The organism is Petrotoga sp. 8T1HF07.NaAc.6.1, assembly GCF_016772115.1.
In the GTDB taxonomy this organism is placed as follows: Bacteria; Thermotogota; Thermotogae; order Petrotogales; family Petrotogaceae; genus Petrotoga; species Petrotoga mobilis.
The window spans coordinates 179170-198348 of record NZ_AUPG01000002.1; the positions used below are offsets into that span (position 1 = coordinate 179170).

Annotated in this window: 15 protein-coding genes; 12 read left to right on the plus strand and 3 right to left on the minus strand. The window is 33.1% G+C overall.

Going from position 1 to position 19179, the window contains the following annotated elements; all coding sequences use genetic code 11:
* Nucleotides 1-10: 10 nt before the first annotated feature.
* A complete protein-coding gene (locus NAAC61_RS02370) occupies nt 11-4942 on the plus strand; it encodes a DNA-directed RNA polymerase subunit beta' (protein ID WP_202695203.1) in 4932 nt (1643 codons plus the stop codon).
* Nucleotides 4943-5008: 66 nt separating this feature from the next.
* Here the strand turns inward: NAAC61_RS02370 and fliD are convergent, their stop codons facing one another.
* On the minus strand, nt 5009-6517 hold the full coding sequence (fliD, locus tag NAAC61_RS02375) for a flagellar filament capping protein FliD (RefSeq protein ID WP_202695204.1): 1509 nt from the start codon (nt 6515-6517) through the stop codon (nt 5009-5011).
* A 252-nt stretch (nt 6518-6769) separates the two neighbouring features.
* Between fliD and trpS the strand changes: the two genes are divergently transcribed.
* The 11 genes from trpS to NAAC61_RS02430 all read left to right on the plus strand — a co-directional run bounded on the left by trpS (nt 6770) and on the right by NAAC61_RS02430 (nt 17074).
* On the plus strand, nt 6770-7747 hold the full coding sequence (trpS, locus tag NAAC61_RS02380) for a tryptophan--tRNA ligase (RefSeq protein WP_103065996.1): 978 nt from the start codon (nt 6770-6772) through the stop codon (nt 7745-7747).
* An 82-nt stretch (nt 7748-7829) separates the two neighbouring features.
* Nucleotides 7830-8444, plus strand: a complete 615-nt coding sequence (locus tag NAAC61_RS02385) for a hypothetical protein (protein WP_337919686.1) — start codon at nt 7830-7832, stop codon at nt 8442-8444.
* Nucleotides 8437-8973: an SMC-Scp complex subunit ScpB gene (locus NAAC61_RS02390; RefSeq protein WP_103076273.1), complete on the plus strand. Its 537-nt coding sequence runs from the start codon at nt 8437-8439 to the stop codon at nt 8971-8973. Before NAAC61_RS02385 ends, NAAC61_RS02390 begins: the two co-directional genes overlap by 8 nt.
* On the plus strand, nt 8933-9673 hold the full coding sequence (locus NAAC61_RS02395; protein WP_237729710.1) for a pseudouridine synthase: 741 nt from the start codon (nt 8933-8935) through the stop codon (nt 9671-9673). Before NAAC61_RS02390 ends, NAAC61_RS02395 begins: the two co-directional genes overlap by 41 nt.
* A 388-nt stretch (nt 9674-10061) precedes the next feature.
* Entirely contained in the window at nt 10062-11279 is a 1218-nt protein-coding gene (locus NAAC61_RS02400) for a hypothetical protein (protein WP_202695206.1), read from the plus strand.
* 191 nt (nt 11280-11470) lie between these two features.
* Nucleotides 11471-12109: a sigma-70 family RNA polymerase sigma factor gene (locus tag NAAC61_RS02405; RefSeq protein ID WP_103898097.1), complete on the plus strand. Its 639-nt coding sequence runs from the start codon at nt 11471-11473 to the stop codon at nt 12107-12109.
* Entirely contained in the window at nt 12099-12710 is a 612-nt protein-coding gene (locus tag NAAC61_RS02410) for a hypothetical protein (RefSeq protein WP_202695207.1), read from the plus strand. Before NAAC61_RS02405 ends, NAAC61_RS02410 begins: the two co-directional genes overlap by 11 nt.
* Nucleotides 12711-12766: 56 nt before the next feature.
* On the plus strand, nt 12767-15253 hold the full coding sequence (gene leuS, locus NAAC61_RS02415) for a leucine--tRNA ligase (protein WP_202695208.1): 2487 nt from the start codon (nt 12767-12769) through the stop codon (nt 15251-15253).
* A gap of 87 nt (nt 15254-15340) precedes the next feature.
* Nucleotides 15341-15982, plus strand: a complete 642-nt coding sequence (locus NAAC61_RS02420) for a redox-sensing transcriptional repressor Rex (RefSeq protein WP_103076267.1) — start codon at nt 15341-15343, stop codon at nt 15980-15982.
* 71 nt (nt 15983-16053) lie between these two features.
* Complete coding sequence (locus tag NAAC61_RS02425; protein ID WP_103076266.1) at nt 16054-16554, plus strand: hypothetical protein; 501 nt, start codon at nt 16054-16056, stop codon at nt 16552-16554.
* Nucleotides 16547-17074, plus strand: coding sequence for a metal-dependent hydrolase (locus NAAC61_RS02430; RefSeq protein ID WP_202695209.1), 528 nt, complete (start codon nt 16547-16549; stop codon nt 17072-17074). Before NAAC61_RS02425 ends, NAAC61_RS02430 begins: the two co-directional genes overlap by 8 nt.
* 12 nt (nt 17075-17086) lie before the next feature.
* Here NAAC61_RS02430 and tsaB read toward each other — a convergent pair whose 3' ends face one another.
* Both tsaB and NAAC61_RS02440 read right to left on the minus strand, forming a co-directional pair.
* On the minus strand, nt 17087-17761 hold the full coding sequence (gene tsaB, locus NAAC61_RS02435; protein WP_202695210.1) for a tRNA (adenosine(37)-N6)-threonylcarbamoyltransferase complex dimerization subunit type 1 TsaB: 675 nt from the start codon (nt 17759-17761) through the stop codon (nt 17087-17089).
* 1 nt (nt 17762) lies between these two features.
* Nucleotides 17763-19136, minus strand: a complete 1374-nt coding sequence (locus NAAC61_RS02440) for a tetratricopeptide repeat protein (protein ID WP_202695211.1) — start codon at nt 19134-19136, stop codon at nt 17763-17765.
* Nucleotides 19137-19179 lie beyond the last annotated feature (43 nt).

Consider the following 19179-nt stretch of genomic DNA (forward strand, 5'->3'; position numbering starts at 1 on the left):
GGGATTTCAATTGGCAAATGTTTCTTCCTTTCAAAGAAAGATTGCTAAAATAAAGATAGGCATAGCATCTCCTCAAAGTATATTGACAGCATCAAATGGTGAAGTTAAAAAACCTGAAACTTTAAATCACAGAACAGGAAAGCCTGAAAAAGATGGTTTATTCTGTGAAAAGATTTTTGGTCCTGTAAAAGATTATGAATGTGCCTGTGGCAAGTATAAGGGAAAAAAGTATGAAGGAACAGTATGTGAAAGATGTGGAGTGAAGGTTGAATCAAAAGAAGCTAGAAGAAGAAAGATAGGACATATAGAATTGGCAACACCTATTTCTCATATTTGGTATTTAAAGTCTTCTCCATCTATTCTTTCCATCATTCTAAACATAGGTGTGAAAGATTTAGAAAATATCATTTACTACGGTTCAAAAAGAGTTATTGAAAGAGCTTATTTAACGCTTCCTGGTCCTGAAAATGAAAATTTGGGATATTTACCTGGAGAAATATTATATCAAAGAGAGTATGAAATATACGATGAATTTTTAGATTTAAGGGTAGAGCCAGCTGTAAAAATAGTTTCAGTTAAAGGTATGCCCATAGCGGATATAAGTGGAAAGGTAGAAATAAAATCAGAACTAACACATACCGAAAGAGAATTGAATTGGATAATAATTAGAGATGATACCGGCGTCGAAAGAAAGTATCCAGTCTTTGAAGGTTCATCAATAATGGTGGAGAATGGACAAGAAGTTGAGAAAGGAACGCCTTTAGCAGATAGATTTTTGTTCGAAGAAGATTATCTTACTCAGCAGGAATATTCTTTATTCTTAGAATATTATCCTGGTTCCATAGAAGTCGAAAGAGATATTGAGCGGGATACACCAATTGTGGTTATCACAGACATAGATAAAAGATTTGCAAAGAGAATAGGGAAAAAAATAGGAGATATCTTACTGGAAGATGAAGCAAGAGCCTATGAAGAAGTAATGAAGATACTAAACTCAAAGATTAAAGAAGAAAGAGAAAGCGTAATTGACAAAGAATTGGTATCGGAAATTGAGTTTCCTGAAAAGAAATTTGAAAAAGGTACAAAGATTACCCAAGATGTATTAAACGAGCTTCAAGAATTTGGGGTAAAAGATTTAGTTGCAAAGGAAGAAGACGGGACAGAAAAGATATTTCAAATAAATAGATATGAAAAATTCGAAAATGGTTATGGTGCTGAAGCCATTCAAAAACTGTTGAAAAGGATTGATCTTGAAGTATTAAAAGCACGATTAGAATCCGAATTAGAAAAATTGGATAGAAAAAGTCAAAAGAGTGTAAAAATATTAAGAAGACTGAAACTAGTTAAGGATTTTATCAAATCTGGTAATCAACCTGAATGGCTAATTTCAAATATCATACCCGTTATACCACCCGATCTGAGACCTTTGATACAAATTGAGGGTGGAAGGTTTGCTGCAACAGATTTAAACGACTTATATAGAAAGGTAATAAATAGAAACAACCGTTTAAGAAAGTTGTTAGAAATGGAAGCACCGGAAATTATCGTAAGAAACGAAAAAAGGATACTTCAACAAGCTGTAGATTCACTTTTCTACAATGGTCGTGTTGGTAAACCAATGACCGATAGAAATAGAAGACCATTGAGATCACTCACAGATTTATTAAAAGGTAAAAAAGGTAGATTTAGAAGGAATCTTTTAGGTAAAAGGGTTGATTACTCTGGTAGAGCTGTAATCGCTGTTGGACCTGATCTTAAGATTCATGAATGTGGATTACCAAAAAAAATGGCCTTAGAACTATTTAAACCTTTCGTTCTTGCAGAGCTGTTAAGAGATTCAAACGTGGCAAGTAAAAGCGCCAGAAAATTCAAAAAAACTATAATAGAAAAGGAAATGCCTGAGGCTTGGGAAGTTTTGGAAGAGGTTATAAAAGGGCATCCTGTTCTCTTAAATAGGGCGCCTACCCTGCACAGGGTATCTATTCAAGCTTTCATTCCAAAACTAATAGAAGGAAACGCAATAAGGTTGCATCCGTTGGTTTGTCCGCCGTTTAATGCTGATTTTGACGGTGATCAAATGGCTATACATATTCCCCTTTCCAATATAGCCCAAGCAGAGTCAAAATTTCTAATGTTATCAAGATATAATATTATCTCGCCTGCGAACGGCAAACCATTGTCTATGCCAGGAAAAGATATAATTGCTGGTGCATATTATTTAACCATGCATGAAGATGAGAAGTTCGAAAATCTAAAGGTACCTACCAAAGTTTCTGAATTGGGAGAGAATGGATATGTAAGACACATATTCTCTGAAGATTTAGAAGCTACATACGCTTACGAATACTTAAAAATAGTGGATTCAGATATATATCTTCAAGATGGGGAATTGATATGGAAAAAGTCTAATTTACCCCTTCATGAACCAGTTGCATTTAGATATAAAGATGGTAGTATTCTTAAAACGACTATCGGAAAAATAATTTTTAACAAAGAAGTGCCTGAAGACCTAAGAAATTACGCACAAAAGATGGACAAAAAGAATCTAAAAGAGCTGATATTTAACACTTTTGAAAAACATGGAATAGATAGAACCGCGGATCTTTTAGATAGTATTAAAGATTTTGGTTTTCATTATTCAACATTATCCGGGTTAACTATTTCTATACGTGATGTATTAGTTTCCCCAAAGAGGGAAGAATTAATAGAAGAATCTAAGGAAGAAGTTCTCAAAATCGAATCACTCTATGAAGAAGGTTATTTGACGGATAATGAAAGATACAAAGAAATCATTAAGATTTGGGAAAACGCCACCGCCAAAGTTACAGTAGAAACAGCGAATACATATCGAAAACACACATTCAATCCAATTTGGATGATGATCGAATCTGGAGCTAGAGGTAATATAGATCAATTGAAACAATTAGCCGGTATGAGAGGATTAATGGCTGATCCATCGGGTAAAATAATCGAAGTTCCTATCACTTCAAACTTTAAGAATGGATTATCAGAATTAGAATTTTTCACCTCAACACATGGTTCGAGAAAAGGGTCAGCTGATACAGCTTTAAGAACATCGACAGCTGGATACTTAACCAGAAGGCTCGTAGATGTTGCACAAAGCATAACAATCACAGAAGATGATTGTGGAACAGACAAAGGTATTGAGGCAAGAGAACTTTGGGCTGACGATTCAAAAATTGAAAACCTATCAGACTTCTTATTTGGTAGAGTTTTAGCTAAAGATGTTTTGGATCCGGAAACAAAGGAAGTAATTTATAATCCCGAAGCAGATAAAAAATATGAAAAAGGAATAATCTTAAAAGAAAAAGATGCACAATTCTTGGCAAATTATGTAAAAGAGATTCCTGTATCGAAGGAAAAAACGATAAAAATTGAAGATATGCCAAAAGATTCATACTTAGAATCATTAGAAGACGTACAAGTAGAAGGTAAGGTATTAATCAAAAAAGGTGAAGAAATCACAGAAGAAGCCATAGAAGAAGCATTCTTACACGGGATACAAACTTTGAATGTTAAAGAATATAATGCAGTAGATTATGTTTACTCCGGAGAAGATCTTAAAGTTGAAATTGATGGAAAGACTGTGACTTTGCTTAAATATCAAGAAAGAATAGACTTAAAGGTTTCCAAAGTCCTCGAAAAACACGGAATAAAAACGGTTACTGTTAGACCATCTATTTTCATTAGATCACCTCTTACTTGTGAGTCTGAAAATGGTCTTTGTGCAAAATGTTATGGAATGGACCTTTCGAACTACAAATTAGTCAACATAGGGGAAGCTGTAGGGATAATTGCTGCACAATCTATAGGTGAACCAGGAACGCAATTAACCATGAGGACCTTCCATACGGGAGGTATAGCTACCACTTCGGATATAACCCAAGGTCTACCCAGAGCCGAAGAATTGTTTGAAGCAAGAAAAAAGACAAAAGGGCCTGAAGGGGAGTTCTCGAAGATAAAAGGTATAGTAAGAGCTATCGAGCGAGATACTGAAAACAAAAGAGGAAGAAGATTAAAGATAATAATAGAAAATTCAGATGGTGAATTGGAAAGTTATGAAGCTGACTATAGAACAAAAGCTGTTGTAGAAGAAGGAGATAAAGTATTACCGGGTCAAAGGTTAACAACGGGAAATATAAAACCTAGAAAAATACTCAAAGAATTAGGAGTAAGCGCTTTGGCAAATTATTTGCTGAGTGAAATAAAGAAAATATATGCTGAACAAGGTGTGGACATTCATGATAAACACTTTGAAATAATAATTAGACAGATGATCAACAAAGTAGAGATTATAGACGGTGGAGATACAGACTTCATGCCGGGAGATTTGGTAAGTTATGGTAAAGTGCAGAAAATTAACGAGGAAATATTGGAAGAAAACTCCTATATAACAGAAAACAGAGAATTAGTAGTTGGTAAAAAATTGGCAAAGAGGGTTATAATTCCTACCGAGGATGAAGAAGAGGAAGAAGATAAGATCTTTGAACAAGGAACAGAGATCACCCAAGAAATTTTAAATCAAATTATCGAAACAAACATTAAAGAGATTGAAGTCTACGAAGAATATAAAGAGATCACAACTGAAGATGGGAAAACTCATCTAGTAGGTACATCCAAAAAATATCTTATAAATCCTAAAGATACGATAAAATTCGAACGTAGGTTGTTAAGAATCACAAAGGCTTCTTTAGAAAGGGAAGGATGGCTTTCAGCTGCTTCATTCCAGCAAACTGTACAAATACTAACAGAGGCAGCTATAGAAGGTAAAGTAGATAGGTTGAAAGGATTAAAAGAAAACGTAATAGTAGGACAACCTATTCCAGCAGGAACAGGTTTGAAGTTGTACGCGGATCAAAATTACGAAGTTGTTCAACCTGAAAAAGAAGCTGAAGCTGCACAAGAAAAATCTGTTGGGTAAAAAAATAAAAATAGTCAAAATAAAATAACCGGTACTGTTTTAAAACAGTACCGGTTATTGATTTATCTATTGGTTAGAAAAAGCGTTTTGTATGTACAATCCTTGTGAGTTCAATTGTTGAATGGCTTGTTCCATAGCTGAGAACTGTGCATAATATTGTGCTTCTTTTCTTTGAAGCCTGTCTAATAGGTTGGTCATTTCATTTGCTAGTCGTCTCATCTCGTTACCTATGGTGCCGTTCGTTCCGGCAATTTGATCTATATAGCCATTGAACTTAGTTACTTCATACAAATAATTCTGAACAGATTGAGCGTAACCATATTCTTTATTAGTTGCATCGTTTGTTGCAAACAACTTCCAAACATCTTCGGCATTGGTATTCAAAGCCTCTCTAAGTTTATCTTCATCTACGTTCAATAGTCCTTTCATTGTATTCTCATAACCAGCCCCTAAATCTCCTGAGGTTATGCCAATATCAAAAAGCGCATTATATTGAGAACCAGACTGTTCTAAATCTACAGGTGAGTAAACCATATTTCTTAAATTATAAAATATTTTCTCTAAGTTATTATCCCCTTTTAGCATCCCTTTCATATAATCTTCTTCTGTCATCTCTTCAGTAGGCTTATCGGTAACTCGGTCTTCATGTAATAAATCGTAAACATAATTAATCGTTTCGTTGTACTTATCGACAAATTCTTTTATATTTTCAACACTCTTGTCTATATCTTGTTCAATAGAAACTTTCACATAACTACTAGAGGTTGACTTTAAATCGATTGTTGTACCGAAAACGTTCAAAGTGTTTTCTGTTAGGCCGTCATAAGTGGTGATAGTCATGATCCCATCAAAAGACAATTCAACCTGTCCCAAACTCCCTAAGGTCCTAACGGTATTATCATCGCCCGATTCGGGTGTTCCATTTAAATTAAGTTTTGTAATTAAATTTTCACCGTTAGAGCTCGAAGTGGCAGATAAGCTAATATCAACATTTCCATTTTCTTTGTTGAGTATAAAAAATTTACCGTTTGCATCATCAAATTTTGCTTCTACTCCCAAGGTTGAAGCGTTTATTTTGTCTATGAGGTTTTGAATTGTTTCACTGTCTGAAACGGTTATAGAGTCAGAATCACTTCCTTTTGTTATGGTAAAAGTTGAATCCCCTGTTGTACCTATAACTGTTCCTATCGTAGAACTTTTTTTAATCGTTGAGTCTATGTTCTCCCCTAAAAGAACGGTAGGTGAAGCCAATGAATTAACTTTCAGATAAAAAGTTGAATTATCAGCATCTGCAGGAGCAGTAGCGGTTAATACGCTCTCGTCAGAAGATATGGCGCTTTTTGGAATCAAAGTACTCTTCAATTTGAAAGTGATCAGATAATCATAAAAATCCTCCAGCTTGTTGTCAACTTGCATCCAAAGATTTTGTTTGTAGGTAAGGGTATTAAATTTTTCTTGAGCTCTATTTAAAGGTTGTTGTTCTACTTCCATTAATTTTTGGACCATTGCTTGTGTATCCATTCCTGAAACGGCACCAGTTAATTGAAAAGTACCAACATAAGGGTTACTATCCATGGTCTTCACTTCCTTTGTATTATTTCTCACCTATTCATTATCGACTTATCTTAAGAAAACTTTAACGATTAACCCAGTCATACTATTGATTCATTTTATTAATTCTTTATGGAAGTTTGTGTATCCTAAAGGAAATACCATAAAAATTATGAAAAGAATAACTTCTTTATATAATTTTAAAGCCCCTTAACAGCAAATCTATGCTATAATAATTAAGAACAGAAAAAAACATATAATAAACGGAGGTAAAAGATGACCGTTCTAAGTGGAATGAGAGCTACTGGTAAATTACACATAGGAAACTTTGTTACCTTAGAAAATTGGGTAGAGATTCAAAATAAATCAGACAAAAATTTTTTCTTCGTCGCTGATTGGCATGCCTTGACCTCTCATTATGATACACCCGAGATAATACAGCCTTCTACTTTTGACATAATAAGGCATTATGTGGCGGTAGGTTTGGATCCTAAAAAAAGTGTTTTATTTGTTCAATCCGCCATAAAAGAACACGCGGAACTTTATTTAATTTTTAGTATGATAGCATCTGTTTCACGATTAGAAAGAATACCAACCTATAAAGAACAAATAAGCAACATATCAACTAGAGATTTAACTAACTTAGGCTTTTTAGGATACCCTGTTTTACAAGCTGCTGATATTTTAATATATAAAGGAGATAGTGTGCCGGTTGGGGAAGATCAAATATACCATTTGGAATTCACTCGAGAAATCGCAAGAAAGTTTAATATGAAGTACAAAGAAATATTTCCTGAACCACAACCGATCATTTCCAAAGTGCCAAAACTACCAGGCACAGATGGAAGGAAAATGTCTAAAAGCTATGGTAACGTTATAAACATAGAAACTAATGAGAAAGAATTGAAAGAGAAAATTCTACCCATGATGACCGATCCGGCTAGGATAAGAAGAACAGATCCTGGAAATCCTGAAAAATGCCCAGTATGGGATTACCATAAGGCATTCACCAAATCCCAAGAAGAAAAAGATTGGGTATGGAATGGTTGCACCACAGCCGGGATCGGGTGTGTTGACTGTAAAAAGTTGTTGATCAAAAACATGAAAGAAAGACTTGAACCAGTTTGGGATAAATTATCTTCTACTTCTGAAGAAGATGCAATAGAAATAGCCCAAGATGGGAACGAAAAGGCAAGAAAGGTTGCCAAACAAACTATGCAAGAGGTTAGAGAGGCTTTACATTTAAGGTGGTAAGGAGGAACTCATAATTAACTTTAACTATGTTGATATAAAATTAGACATATTTTCTGGACCTTTTTTTAAACTCGTTGAATTAATTAAAGAAAAAAAGATTCCTGTTAGGAAAATCTCTGTGAGTTACATCTCAGATATATTCGTTGATTACGTCAACGATAACTTCAATGATTTAAACTCCATAGGAGAATTTTTAGAATTAGCGGCTTATTTGACATTTTTGAAATCCAAAGAGCTACTTCCTAATTCCAATAAAGATAAAGAATTTAGAAAACATAGAGAGGTCATATACGAAACCATTGAAAATTATGACGTTATCAAAAAAGCTCAAGAGGTTATAAAAAAGGATTTTGGTGAAGATAAGAAAAAGCCTGTTGGAATTAAGAATAAGCCGTCAATAGAAAAAGAGATCGTTGAAAATCAGCTGGTAAAGTTCTTCGATGATTACATCACCAAGCAAAAAAAGCTAGAGATTATCAGAGATAGTTATCGTATAGAAGATGCAATAGAAATGCTCGAAAAAAAAGATGAATTTAATATTCTAGATCTTTACGAATATGCCCAACATAAAAAGATGAATTTTTTAGTAATGTTTTTAGCTTCCCTAATTTTGGTAAACCGTGGTTTTTTCAAATATGAAAAAGGTCTCTTTATTAAACTTAGCTCACAAAATCTTGGAAGTGATTTGAATGGTTAAAGACAAAATAGATGTAGAAATTCGAATGATAGAGGCATTAATATTCTCAAAGCCCAACGGTATATCTTTCAAAGAGATCTCCAAACGTTTAAAGATAAAAGAAGAAGAATTGAGGCATTACATAGAAGAAATAGAATTACATTATATCGGTGACCAACACGGGGTCGAATTGATAAGAAACGGGAACAAATACAGATTTGAAATAAAGCCAGAAATAAAATCTATGATCTTTCCAAATCCTCGAAAATTTGAATTAACACAAACTCAATTCGAAGTATTAGCGATACTATTTATGAATGGAGATAGCAGGGTTGTCGAGATAGAAAAGATCAGAGGCAAAAATAGTTACTATCAACTAAAGAAATTAATGGAATACGATCTGGTGAAAAAAAGCAAAAAGAAAAACCATACGTACTACCATCTTACCGAAAAATTTTACGAATTCTTACCGGATAAAACGTTGAAAAAATTGGAGGAAATGAAAAAGAATGAAGTTACAAAAGGCTCTTCAAATAATATCTCTGAGTAGAAGACATTCCTCGGAGCACATATTAACTAAAGGCGTGAAAGTCAACGGTAAATTGGTTAAAGAACCGTGGCATGAATTAAAAGAAAATGATTTCATAGAATTTAACAATAAAAAATATTATCTTTCCGAACTACAAAAGAAAGCTGAAAGCAAAGTTTATTACCTTTTAAACAAACCCAAAGGAGTCTTGTGTACTTTCAAAGACCAGTACGGGAGAAAGACAATAAATGATTTGCTGAAAGGAAAGATTGAAAAAAGAGTTTTTTACGTAGGCAGGCTTGACTACGATTCAAGCGGCCTTTTGCTTCTGACAAACGATGGTGACTTAGCCAATTATTTGTTAAGACCTGAAAATAAGGTCACTAAAGTTTACGAAGTATTGGTGAAAGGTACGCCTTCAAAAAAGGAATTGCGGACTTTGGAAGAAGGTATCACACTTGAAACCGGATATAAAACGATGAAATCCAAGGTGAAAATTTTGAAAAAAGATAAAGATCAAGCACTTTTACAAATCAGTTTAAACGAAGGGAAAAAAAGGCAGATAAAACTCATGATAAAGGCTTTAGGTTATAAAGTTATAGAATTGAAAAGAATCAAATTTGGTCCATGGAGTATTGAAGAAGTCCCTGAGCCTGGAGATATAAAATACTTGGGTGGTAGAGAAGAGGTAAGAAATAGACTTTTATCGAACTTTTCATAGGCAACAAATAAATGGGGGGAATAGAACAATGAGGACGCTAACGCGTCCTCATTGGATGGGCCGAAATATCAATCATGATGTTTCGGGGGGATGGGTATTTTTATTATAGCTAATTATTATTAAGGCTCGTATTCGAAAAAATTAAATTATTTTGCATTTTCTTGTTATTTGGAATGAAAGGGATGTATTATCAATTCAATTTTAAAAGTTTTAAAAAGAATCTAATTTGAGAAAATATGGTATAATCTGATGTTTTAAATAAATTAGAGATTTTTAGGTTTTTAAAAAATATAAACACTTTGTGGATTGGGATCGGGGCGAAGATGGGTTAAAGCAAGTTTCATAGTTTCTAAAGGTAGTATAAACACACAATAAGGAGGAGATGACTATGAAAAAAGTATTTATCGTAATGCTGTTAGTTTCTTCGTTTTCTTTGATCATTTTTTCAGAAGGATTGAGATCTTTTGATAGTAATTTGAATCCTGTTTTGTTGGAATCAATAGGCAAAAGAAATTATTTTGAAATTGAGCTTTCTCCCGATATTATGATTTATCAAAATGTTTACAAAGTAGCAGATCTTTTACCCATGTTGACTGCTAAGAATTTCACGCTTGATGTCGACGAAATGTATAATTCTTTAGGAGGAGATGATTTATTTTTTATAACAAAAGATAACGTTGAAGGACACTTTGTAGTAAACATCTTTAATCTGGGACTTGGGATTGTACTCAATGGTGATTTAAAAAGTGATTTAAGCGTACCAAACAATTTGATAGAGTTTATTGTCAACAGTGACGAAACAAGTACATCCCTAGAAGAAGGGACGATGGTGTTTAACTTAGATTCATCTTTTAAAGCAGGGGCGTACGCTTCATATAATTTCGATGGTATGTCGGTAGGATTGGTTTACAACTTGTTCTTGCCCATAGTCTACACCGAGGAATCAAATATTGAATACGAATCTTCTGAGGATATAGAAGAAGGAACAACAACGGCCCAGTTGAACATGAACGTTGACTTGTATTCTCCTTTTGACAGTGATGAGCTTGAAAATATATCCATTAACTCCATAACAGATAAAATCTTTACTGACTCGGGACATTCAATAGATGCGGGTGTAACCTTTGGTGAGATTAAAAATCCTGTTGGGGGAATCGCAGTTAAAAACATACCTGTTAAACCGGCAAAGGTGTCTTACAAGAACTCTTACGAGCAAGAGATCGATATTAGCCTTTCAGGAGAAATTTCTTCCAGTTCAACACCTAAGGAAGTTCAAATAGATGAACAATATGTTTACCCAATGAGTGTTACTGGATTTTTTAGGATACCTGTAGTCTTTCTTGATATTATTCCATACGGGGAGTTCTATGTAGATAATCAAAAGATCGACTGGGGTGTACAAGCCAGAACTTCTCTTTTTAATTTTATACCCTTGACAGTTGGTATTGAAAATTATCATGATTATTGGAACACATTTTTAGGTTTTGGGATAGATAGCAGAATTATTGAAAGTAGAACAGAATTATCCCTTACGGCAAAGGATCTTGAAAAAATTTTCGATTTGAACGGGTTTACGTTCAAATCAAGTTTTGCAATAGGGTTTTAAAAACAATGGTGTATACAATCATTAAAAAAGGGCGCTTAGCGCCCTTTTTTTGAAAGTATTTTGCTGAATGTAGTATAATAGAAAAGAATCAATAGAGTTGAATTTTATAGTGTAATAAGCAAAGGGACTCAAACTATGAATCTTTCAGATTGTTTAAAGATAGTAAATATCTAGTAACTGTGAGGAGCAATATGAGTAGGCATATCTATAGGCTAAGGGGAATGAATCTGGATAAACTTATAGAACTTGCACAAATAGGGGACAACCAAGCCCTAGGCATAATTCTTGAAAAGTTTGAACCTATGGTGAAATCTATTGTTGGGAAATATTATGGAACATGGTTGGAATTCGAAGACTTTTTACAAATAGGTTTGGTGGGTTTAATTCAAGCGGTATATAATTTCAGAAAAGATGCAAACGCTAAATTTTCAAGTTTTGCCTTTATGAATATTTCTTCGGAGATTAAATCTTTTGTTACCTACTTAAACAGAAATAAGCATAAAGTTTTAACAGAAGCTGTAAGTATGGAAAACACAGAAGACGAATTTACAGAAAACGCCGATTATTATATAGAAAGCGTTGATACTGAAAAGAAGGATTTTCTCAAGGAATATTTTTTATCAAAAAGTCTTGAACAGCTCGAATGCAACGAAAGGGAAATTGTTGAATTATGGATAGATGGATACTCATATCAAGAAATAGGTGATAAAATGAATGTAAATACAAAAAAAGTAGATAATACCATCCAAAAGATAAAAAAAGTTCTCTCAAGAAATATAGACGAATACAATAATATAGTGGAGATGTTTGGAGGGAAGTATGAGATTTAAGATAACTATCTTTGTTGTAAGTTTAATAGCAATAGTTTTATCCATTGTCACGGAGATTAGGGTAATAGAACTTAGGAAAGATCTTCAAAGTCAATTCAATCGATTAAATTCAACGGTGAACGAAAAATTGGAGGCTCAAGAAAAGGAGATCTCAAACCTCAATAAATATTTTGAGCCAGATGGTGTGGTTGAAAAATTCATAGTTTCAAACAATTTTTTAGAAAAAAACCTAAACGACCTGGATAAAATTATCACTAATTTAGACGAACCATCAGGCGCTGGCTACATTCAGATATATATTATAGGTTCCTCCGATGTATGGGTGGCGTTTAGAAATCCAGAAGGTAGATACATCTTCCAAGGAAATTTAAAGCCAGGCTTGAATCCATACAAATTTTATTTTTTTAAAGAGCCTTCCATAGAAACTCAATATACCTACACACTTCCTTTTAACGCTTCATTTAAGAGTGGAGTCCCTGAAAATACCTTTTTTCTAATAAAAGAACCTGGTCAGTACAGACTTATTAAACATCCTGATGAAGAAATTTCGAGCATAATGAAAGATTTAAATCTCTATATTCCAACGGTTACAGGAAAATAGTCAATTGTGGTATAATTAACAAAAGAATACTTATAATAATGGAGGAATGACTATAGATGGAAAAAACTTACAACCCACAAGAGATAGAGAAAAAATGGCAAAGAAACTGGCAAGAAAAAGATGCTTTTAAAGTGTCGAATGATGAGTACCCAAAAAAATATTATGATTTGGTAATGTTTCCTTATCCGTCAGGGACCCTCCATGTTGGTCATGTAAAAAACTATGTTATTGGTGACGTTATAGCTCGATACAAGAGAATGAGAGGGTATAGCGTCTTGCATCCCTTTGGTTTTGATGCGTTTGGGCTTCCTGCAGAAAATGCTGCGATAGAAAAAGGGAACATTCATCCTGAAGATTGGACCATGCAAAACATCAATATCATCAGAAATCAAATTAAAAAGTTAGGTATTAGTTATAATTGGGACAGAGAAGTTATAACGTGTAAGGAAGATTACTACAAATGGACACAATGGATTTTTTTACAATTGTATAAAAATGGGTTAGCCTACAAGAAAAAAGCACCTGTTAATTGGTGTCCAAACTGCAAAACGGTTCTTGCAAATGAACAAGTTGTTAACGGAAAATGTGAAAGATGTGGGACCGTTGTGGAAATTAAACAGTTAGAGCAATGGTATTTCAAAATAACTGACTACGCTGAAAAGCTGCTAAATGATTTAGAAAAATTGAGTGGATGGCCTGAGAATGTCAAAACAATGCAGAAAAATTGGATAGGTAAAAGTGTGGGAGCAGAAGTAGAATTTAAGCTTGATAATGGCAAAGGAAGCTTGAGAGTTTTTACTACTAGACCTGACACCTTGTGGGGAGTTACCTTTATGGCATTGGCTCCCGAATCCCCTCTTGTAGAGGAATTAACAACTCCAGAATATAGTGAAAAAGTCAATCGATTTTTGCAAAAAATGAGCTTGCAAGATAGGTTTAAAAGAACCGCTGAAGGAGCTGAAAAGGAAGGAGTTTTCACTGGAAGTTACGCGATAAATCCTGTGAATGGAGAAAAGATCCCTGTTTACGTAGCGAATTATATCTTGTACGAATACGGTACTGGAGCAATTATGGCTGTTCCTGCACATGATCAAAGAGACTTTGAATTTGCGAAAAAATACGATCTTCCCATAAGAATTGTTATTACACCTGAAGATGACACGTTAACTGAAGAAATTCTAGAAAAAGCCTACGTTGGTGAAGGAATTTTGGTAAATTCTGGAGAATTTACAGGTTTAAACAACCAAACAGCAATTAAGAAAATCTCTCAGTGGTTAGAAGATAAAAATATCGGAAAAGTTGTCACCCAGTACAAATTGAGAGATTGGCTTATATCAAGGCAAAGGTATTGGGGAGCTCCGATTCCTATCGTATATTGTGAAAAATGTGGGGTTGTTCCTGTGCCTGAAAACGATTTGCCCGTAAAACTTCCTAGGGATGTTGAATTTGAACCAACCGGTAAAAGTCCTTTGATCGATCATCCCGATTTTAAAGAAACAACATGTCCAAAATGTGGTGGAAAAGCCAAAAGAGAAGTTGATACAATGGATACCTTTGTGGATAGCTCCTGGTATTATTTGAGATATGTGAATCCAAAGCTAGAAGACAAACCTTTCAATAAGGAAGATGTAGATAATTGGCTACCTGTAGATCAGTATATAGGCGGAGTCGAACATGCAATATTACATTTACTTTATTCAAGGTTCATAACCAAAGTTCTGAAAGATCTTGGCTATGTTAGTTTTGATGAACCATTCAAAAATCTTTTCACTCAAGGTATGATATACAGGAACGGTGCTAAGATGTCTAAATCAAAAGGTAACGTTGTGTCTCCTGAAGAAATGATCGAAAAATATGGCACTGATGCCCTAAGAACTTACATTCTTTTTATGGCTCCTCCCGAAAGGGATGCTGAATGGAATGATTCAGGTATAGAAGGAGCATACAGATTCTTAAATAGGGTTTGGAATACGTACATGAAAATACAGGATAAGATAAATCATCTTGAAAATAAGCCGAATTATCTTTTGAAAAATAAATCTGAAAAGGATTTAAGAAGAAAATTGCATCAAACTATTGAGAAAATAACGAGCGATATAGAAGGCAATTTTCAATTTAACACTGCAGTAAGTTCTCTTATGGAACTTTTGAATGAATTAACTTCTTATCTTAACAATACAGATGAAAAAGATTGGAACCTCAACTTACTAAAAGAATTTTCTGAAGATTTTGTATTGATGTTATCTCCTATTGCACCCCACATAAGCGAAGAATTATGGAAGAATTTAGGAAAAGATGATTTTATATTTAAAGCAAGTTGGCCAAAGATCGATAAAGATGCTTTAAAAGCAGAAGAAATTACTTTAGCGGTACAAATAAATGGGAAATTGAGAGCTCAGATAACGATTGATGTTAATTTCAACGAAGATGAAGTAAAAAGTTATGCCTTAGAAAATGATAAAGTTCAAAAATATATCTCTGGTAAAAAGATACAAAAGATTATTTATGTTCCAAGAAAAATTATAAACATAGTGGTCAAATAAGAAATAACAAATAGGAGGTGAAAAAAGTTTTTCACCACATTGTAAATAAACAATGGCTAACACGTTGGTGAGAACTTTTTCATAAATATGAAATCACCCAAAGTGCCTAAACCCACAATAAAAAGGCTAGCAATGTACCACAGACTTTTAAAAGAGTTACGAGAGGAAGGGACGCCAAAAACCTCTTCTCATGAGATTGCTGAGGCTCTTAATATAAAGGCTTCTCAGGTTAGAAAAGATTTATCTTATTTTGGAGAGTTTGGGAAAAGAGGCGTAGGATACGATGTTGAAAATCTGTGTTTAAAGATTCAAAAGATTTTAGGAACAGAAAGAATTTGGAATGTTGCAATTATAGGGGTGGGAAATCTTGGCAGAGCTATTTCTCATTATCCTGAATTAGAAAAATACAAGTTTAAAATAGTTGCAGCGTACGATGTAGATAAAAGAAAAATTAATTCTATTTTGTTACCCGGTGTTCCAATAAAACATATTAAAGAGTTAAAAAATAAAAACAATGATCTTGGTTTTGAAATAGCTATATTAACTGTTCCTTCAAGTGTGGCTCAAGAGGTTGCAAATATATTGATAGAAGCTGGTGTAAAAGGGATATTGAATTTTGCTCCAGTGACTTTGAACTCTGATGATCGTGTTGTTATTGAGAATGTGGATTTTGTTATTTCTCTTAAAACATTAACATATGAAATAGTTAGTAAATACGTACAAATTTGATACTTGAAAACTTATGTGTTCTCAACTGATTACAATCAAATGTAGGGAAACAATAAGGAGGCTAATGTGTTTTGCTTAACATAAATTATCCTGTTTCTTTGGAAACGTTGAAAAAGTTAAAAAATGGTGACAATGTTCTGTACACAGGAAAAATTATATTTGTTACCCCTGAGGCTTTAAAAAGGCTTGAAAAGTACTATCAATTGGAAGGGGTGCCTTTATATAAATTTGTCGGAGAATTTGTCACTTGCGGAACTTTTAATTTGGCGCACGGTGAAATAAAAAACATCAATATCACAGAAATATCAGATTATTTTGATTTTTTGTTTGAAGGAGGAGCCAATTCTTTAATAGCAGATAAGTTACCCACCAAAACATTAAATCAACTGAAGAAATACAACAGGCCCATTTTAAAAACACTTTCTAAAACGATTAGTTTTTTTGATCCAAAAGTCCTTTTTTATAAAGATATTAAAAATGGCGGGATTATAGAAGTTTGGACAAAAAGGCTTCCTATAGAAGTGTTAGCATTTGATGAAAAGGAGCAGATAAGAGATATAAACAATGCCTAATTTTAAAACTCACATATTAAGCGGTATTCTTGGATTTCCTGTATTTTTTTTAGTGTTCAATTTTGTTTATAGCCATTTGTTTTACGAGGTTTATTATGTTTCCACTGAGATCGTGATTTCCTATTTTCTCTTTGTTGTCGGGAGTGATTTCCCCGACATCGACCACCAAAGCTCTTTCATAAACAGGTTATTGAGGTTGTTTTTAATTTTTGGAAGTGTATACTATCTCTTTGAATATGATTTCTTGTATAAAAAGTATCTACCTTTTTCTTATAACCTTTCGAATTTTATTTTGATAGTTATAGGTACTTTAGTTGGATTACTTTTAGGAATAATTTTTAACAAACTATCCAAACATAGGGGATTGTGGCATTCATTTTTAACGGGTGCTATACTCTCTTTCCTCATTTACTTACTTAATTTAAAATATAGAACCCCTATAAACATACTTTACAGTTTGAGTTACTTTGTAGGTTTCTCGTTGCATATTATTTTAGATAAGAATTTTAAAACAAAATAGGCAAGTAGATATTTATCCTTGCTCTATTTTGTTTTTTTTCCTTTCTAAATTTTCAACGGCTAAAGGTTTTTGAAGATAAAGAGGTTCCAAGTTTTTTACTTTTACTCTCTTTCCTTTGATAACTTCTTCAATTAGAGACTTTTCATCAATGTTCGAATAAAATACTTCATTTTCCAGTTTGTATTTGTTTTTAAAATATTCTGCTTCTTCATTTATTAAAATACAATTGTTCAAAGAATCTCTTAAAAACTCTTCAAAGACCATTTGAGGGCCAAAGATTCTTTTCCCATTTTCGTATATAGATGCATATGCGGCATTTTCTCGGGCTCTTTTCAAGACAGCCAACTTTTTTTCCTTAAGATTGGGATTGTTATTCACGGCGGAACGGTACAAGACATCAGAAGAGAAAAAGGTATAAACTTCTTTTTCTGGGTTATCTATTAAAAGCCCTTGTAAAGTAGAAATAGCTACTCTGATCCCGGTGAACGATCCGGGCCCTATATCTATGCCAAATTCATCTATGTTTTTTATATTTGTTTTTGATTCTTCTGCTACTTCTTTGATCGCGTTAGCGAGGTAATTACCGGATTTATTCTCAGTCAAAGTCCTTGTATAAATATTATTCTTTTCATCTTTTAATACAACGAATATATTTTTTAGAGTAGTTGAAATTACTAAAAAATTCAAGTTATTCACCTTCTTTTGTTTTGTCTTTTAATTTTAAGGCGGTCTTATAAGCGTTGATTGATGCGTTATACTTTCCTGCAACTTCATATGATTTTGCCAAAATTAGAAACGCCTTATAATCTTCTGGATTTTTTAAAATAAGTTTTTCTGCTAAGTGAGCAGCAAACCTACCTAATTTCAGTGTACATAAAAAGTTGATTTTTGAATACGAGGGGTACAATTCAAAATACAAGAAAATTATAAAAAGAGCACCTAAAATAGAAAGCAGAAAATAGACAAAGATTCTTCTTGCTGATGCTTCTTGTGAGTCTGTTGGTTGTTCTACCAAAGTTGCTGTAACACTTTCTGACACAGCGGGTAAGTTTTCTATTCTGGTAATATGCATTTGCAGTTTCAAAATCTCGGCATTTATTTGTTCACTGAAAGAGAATGATAAGTTTTCAAAGTTTTCATCAACGACCGGTACTTTTTCTTGTATATTTTCTAATTTAGAATTTAAAGCTTTTAATAACGGTAAAAATATGTTGTAAAGTAAATTTTTTTCTATAGTAAGTGACTTTAAATCCTCTCCAACTTTGTATACTTCAGATATAAAAGAAGAGAGTTCCTGTTTCTCGACAAAGAAAACCTGATCGTTCAATAAAGTTAACCTCTGTTTTAAATCAAAATAATTTTTAAGTTGAGAATATGCTACTACAGATTCATTTATTGAATTGTGTTTGTTTAAAAATGTGAGTAATTTATATGCTCCTAGGTACTTATCTTCATCGACTAGATATTTGGATTCAGAAATAAACTTTTCAAACAAGATATAATTATTAGCTGGTACGAAAACTTCAATAAACTTTTCAACATCTTCATCGAAATAAATTGGGGAAGAAAGAGAATTACTTATAGTTGTTTTGATAAATGTTTCATAGGAATTTACTTGCAAATGACCTTTCAATCCTTCTAATTTATACAAATATTTATAATAAGATTCTTCAAAATTCCCTGTGTTAAATATGTTATTCAAAATAGGGACAATTTCAGGAAAGATGAACAGAATTTTATTGGTATCTTCCTCTGCAATGGAAAAATTAGTGCCTAATACTCCCAAGTTAATACAAAAATTTTTTAGATCTTCAGAAATAATAAAGTTAGCAAAATTATAATTTCTATATTTATTAAACAAAGAGATTTTAGCTGATATTAACGAACCTGTATCAGTAATTTTAGCATCACTGGGATTTTCTATAATGTACTCTAAAAAATATTCCCATGACAATTCCAGAGTTGCAGGGCTTTTTGAAAGATTTTCTATTTCTTCAAGGGTTAAAGCCCATGAAAAAATAGATAGAGTAGAAAGAAAGATTATCAATAATATATTTTTCACACAAATTGCACCTCTTCTAATTGTATTGATCCAGTCTTCAATA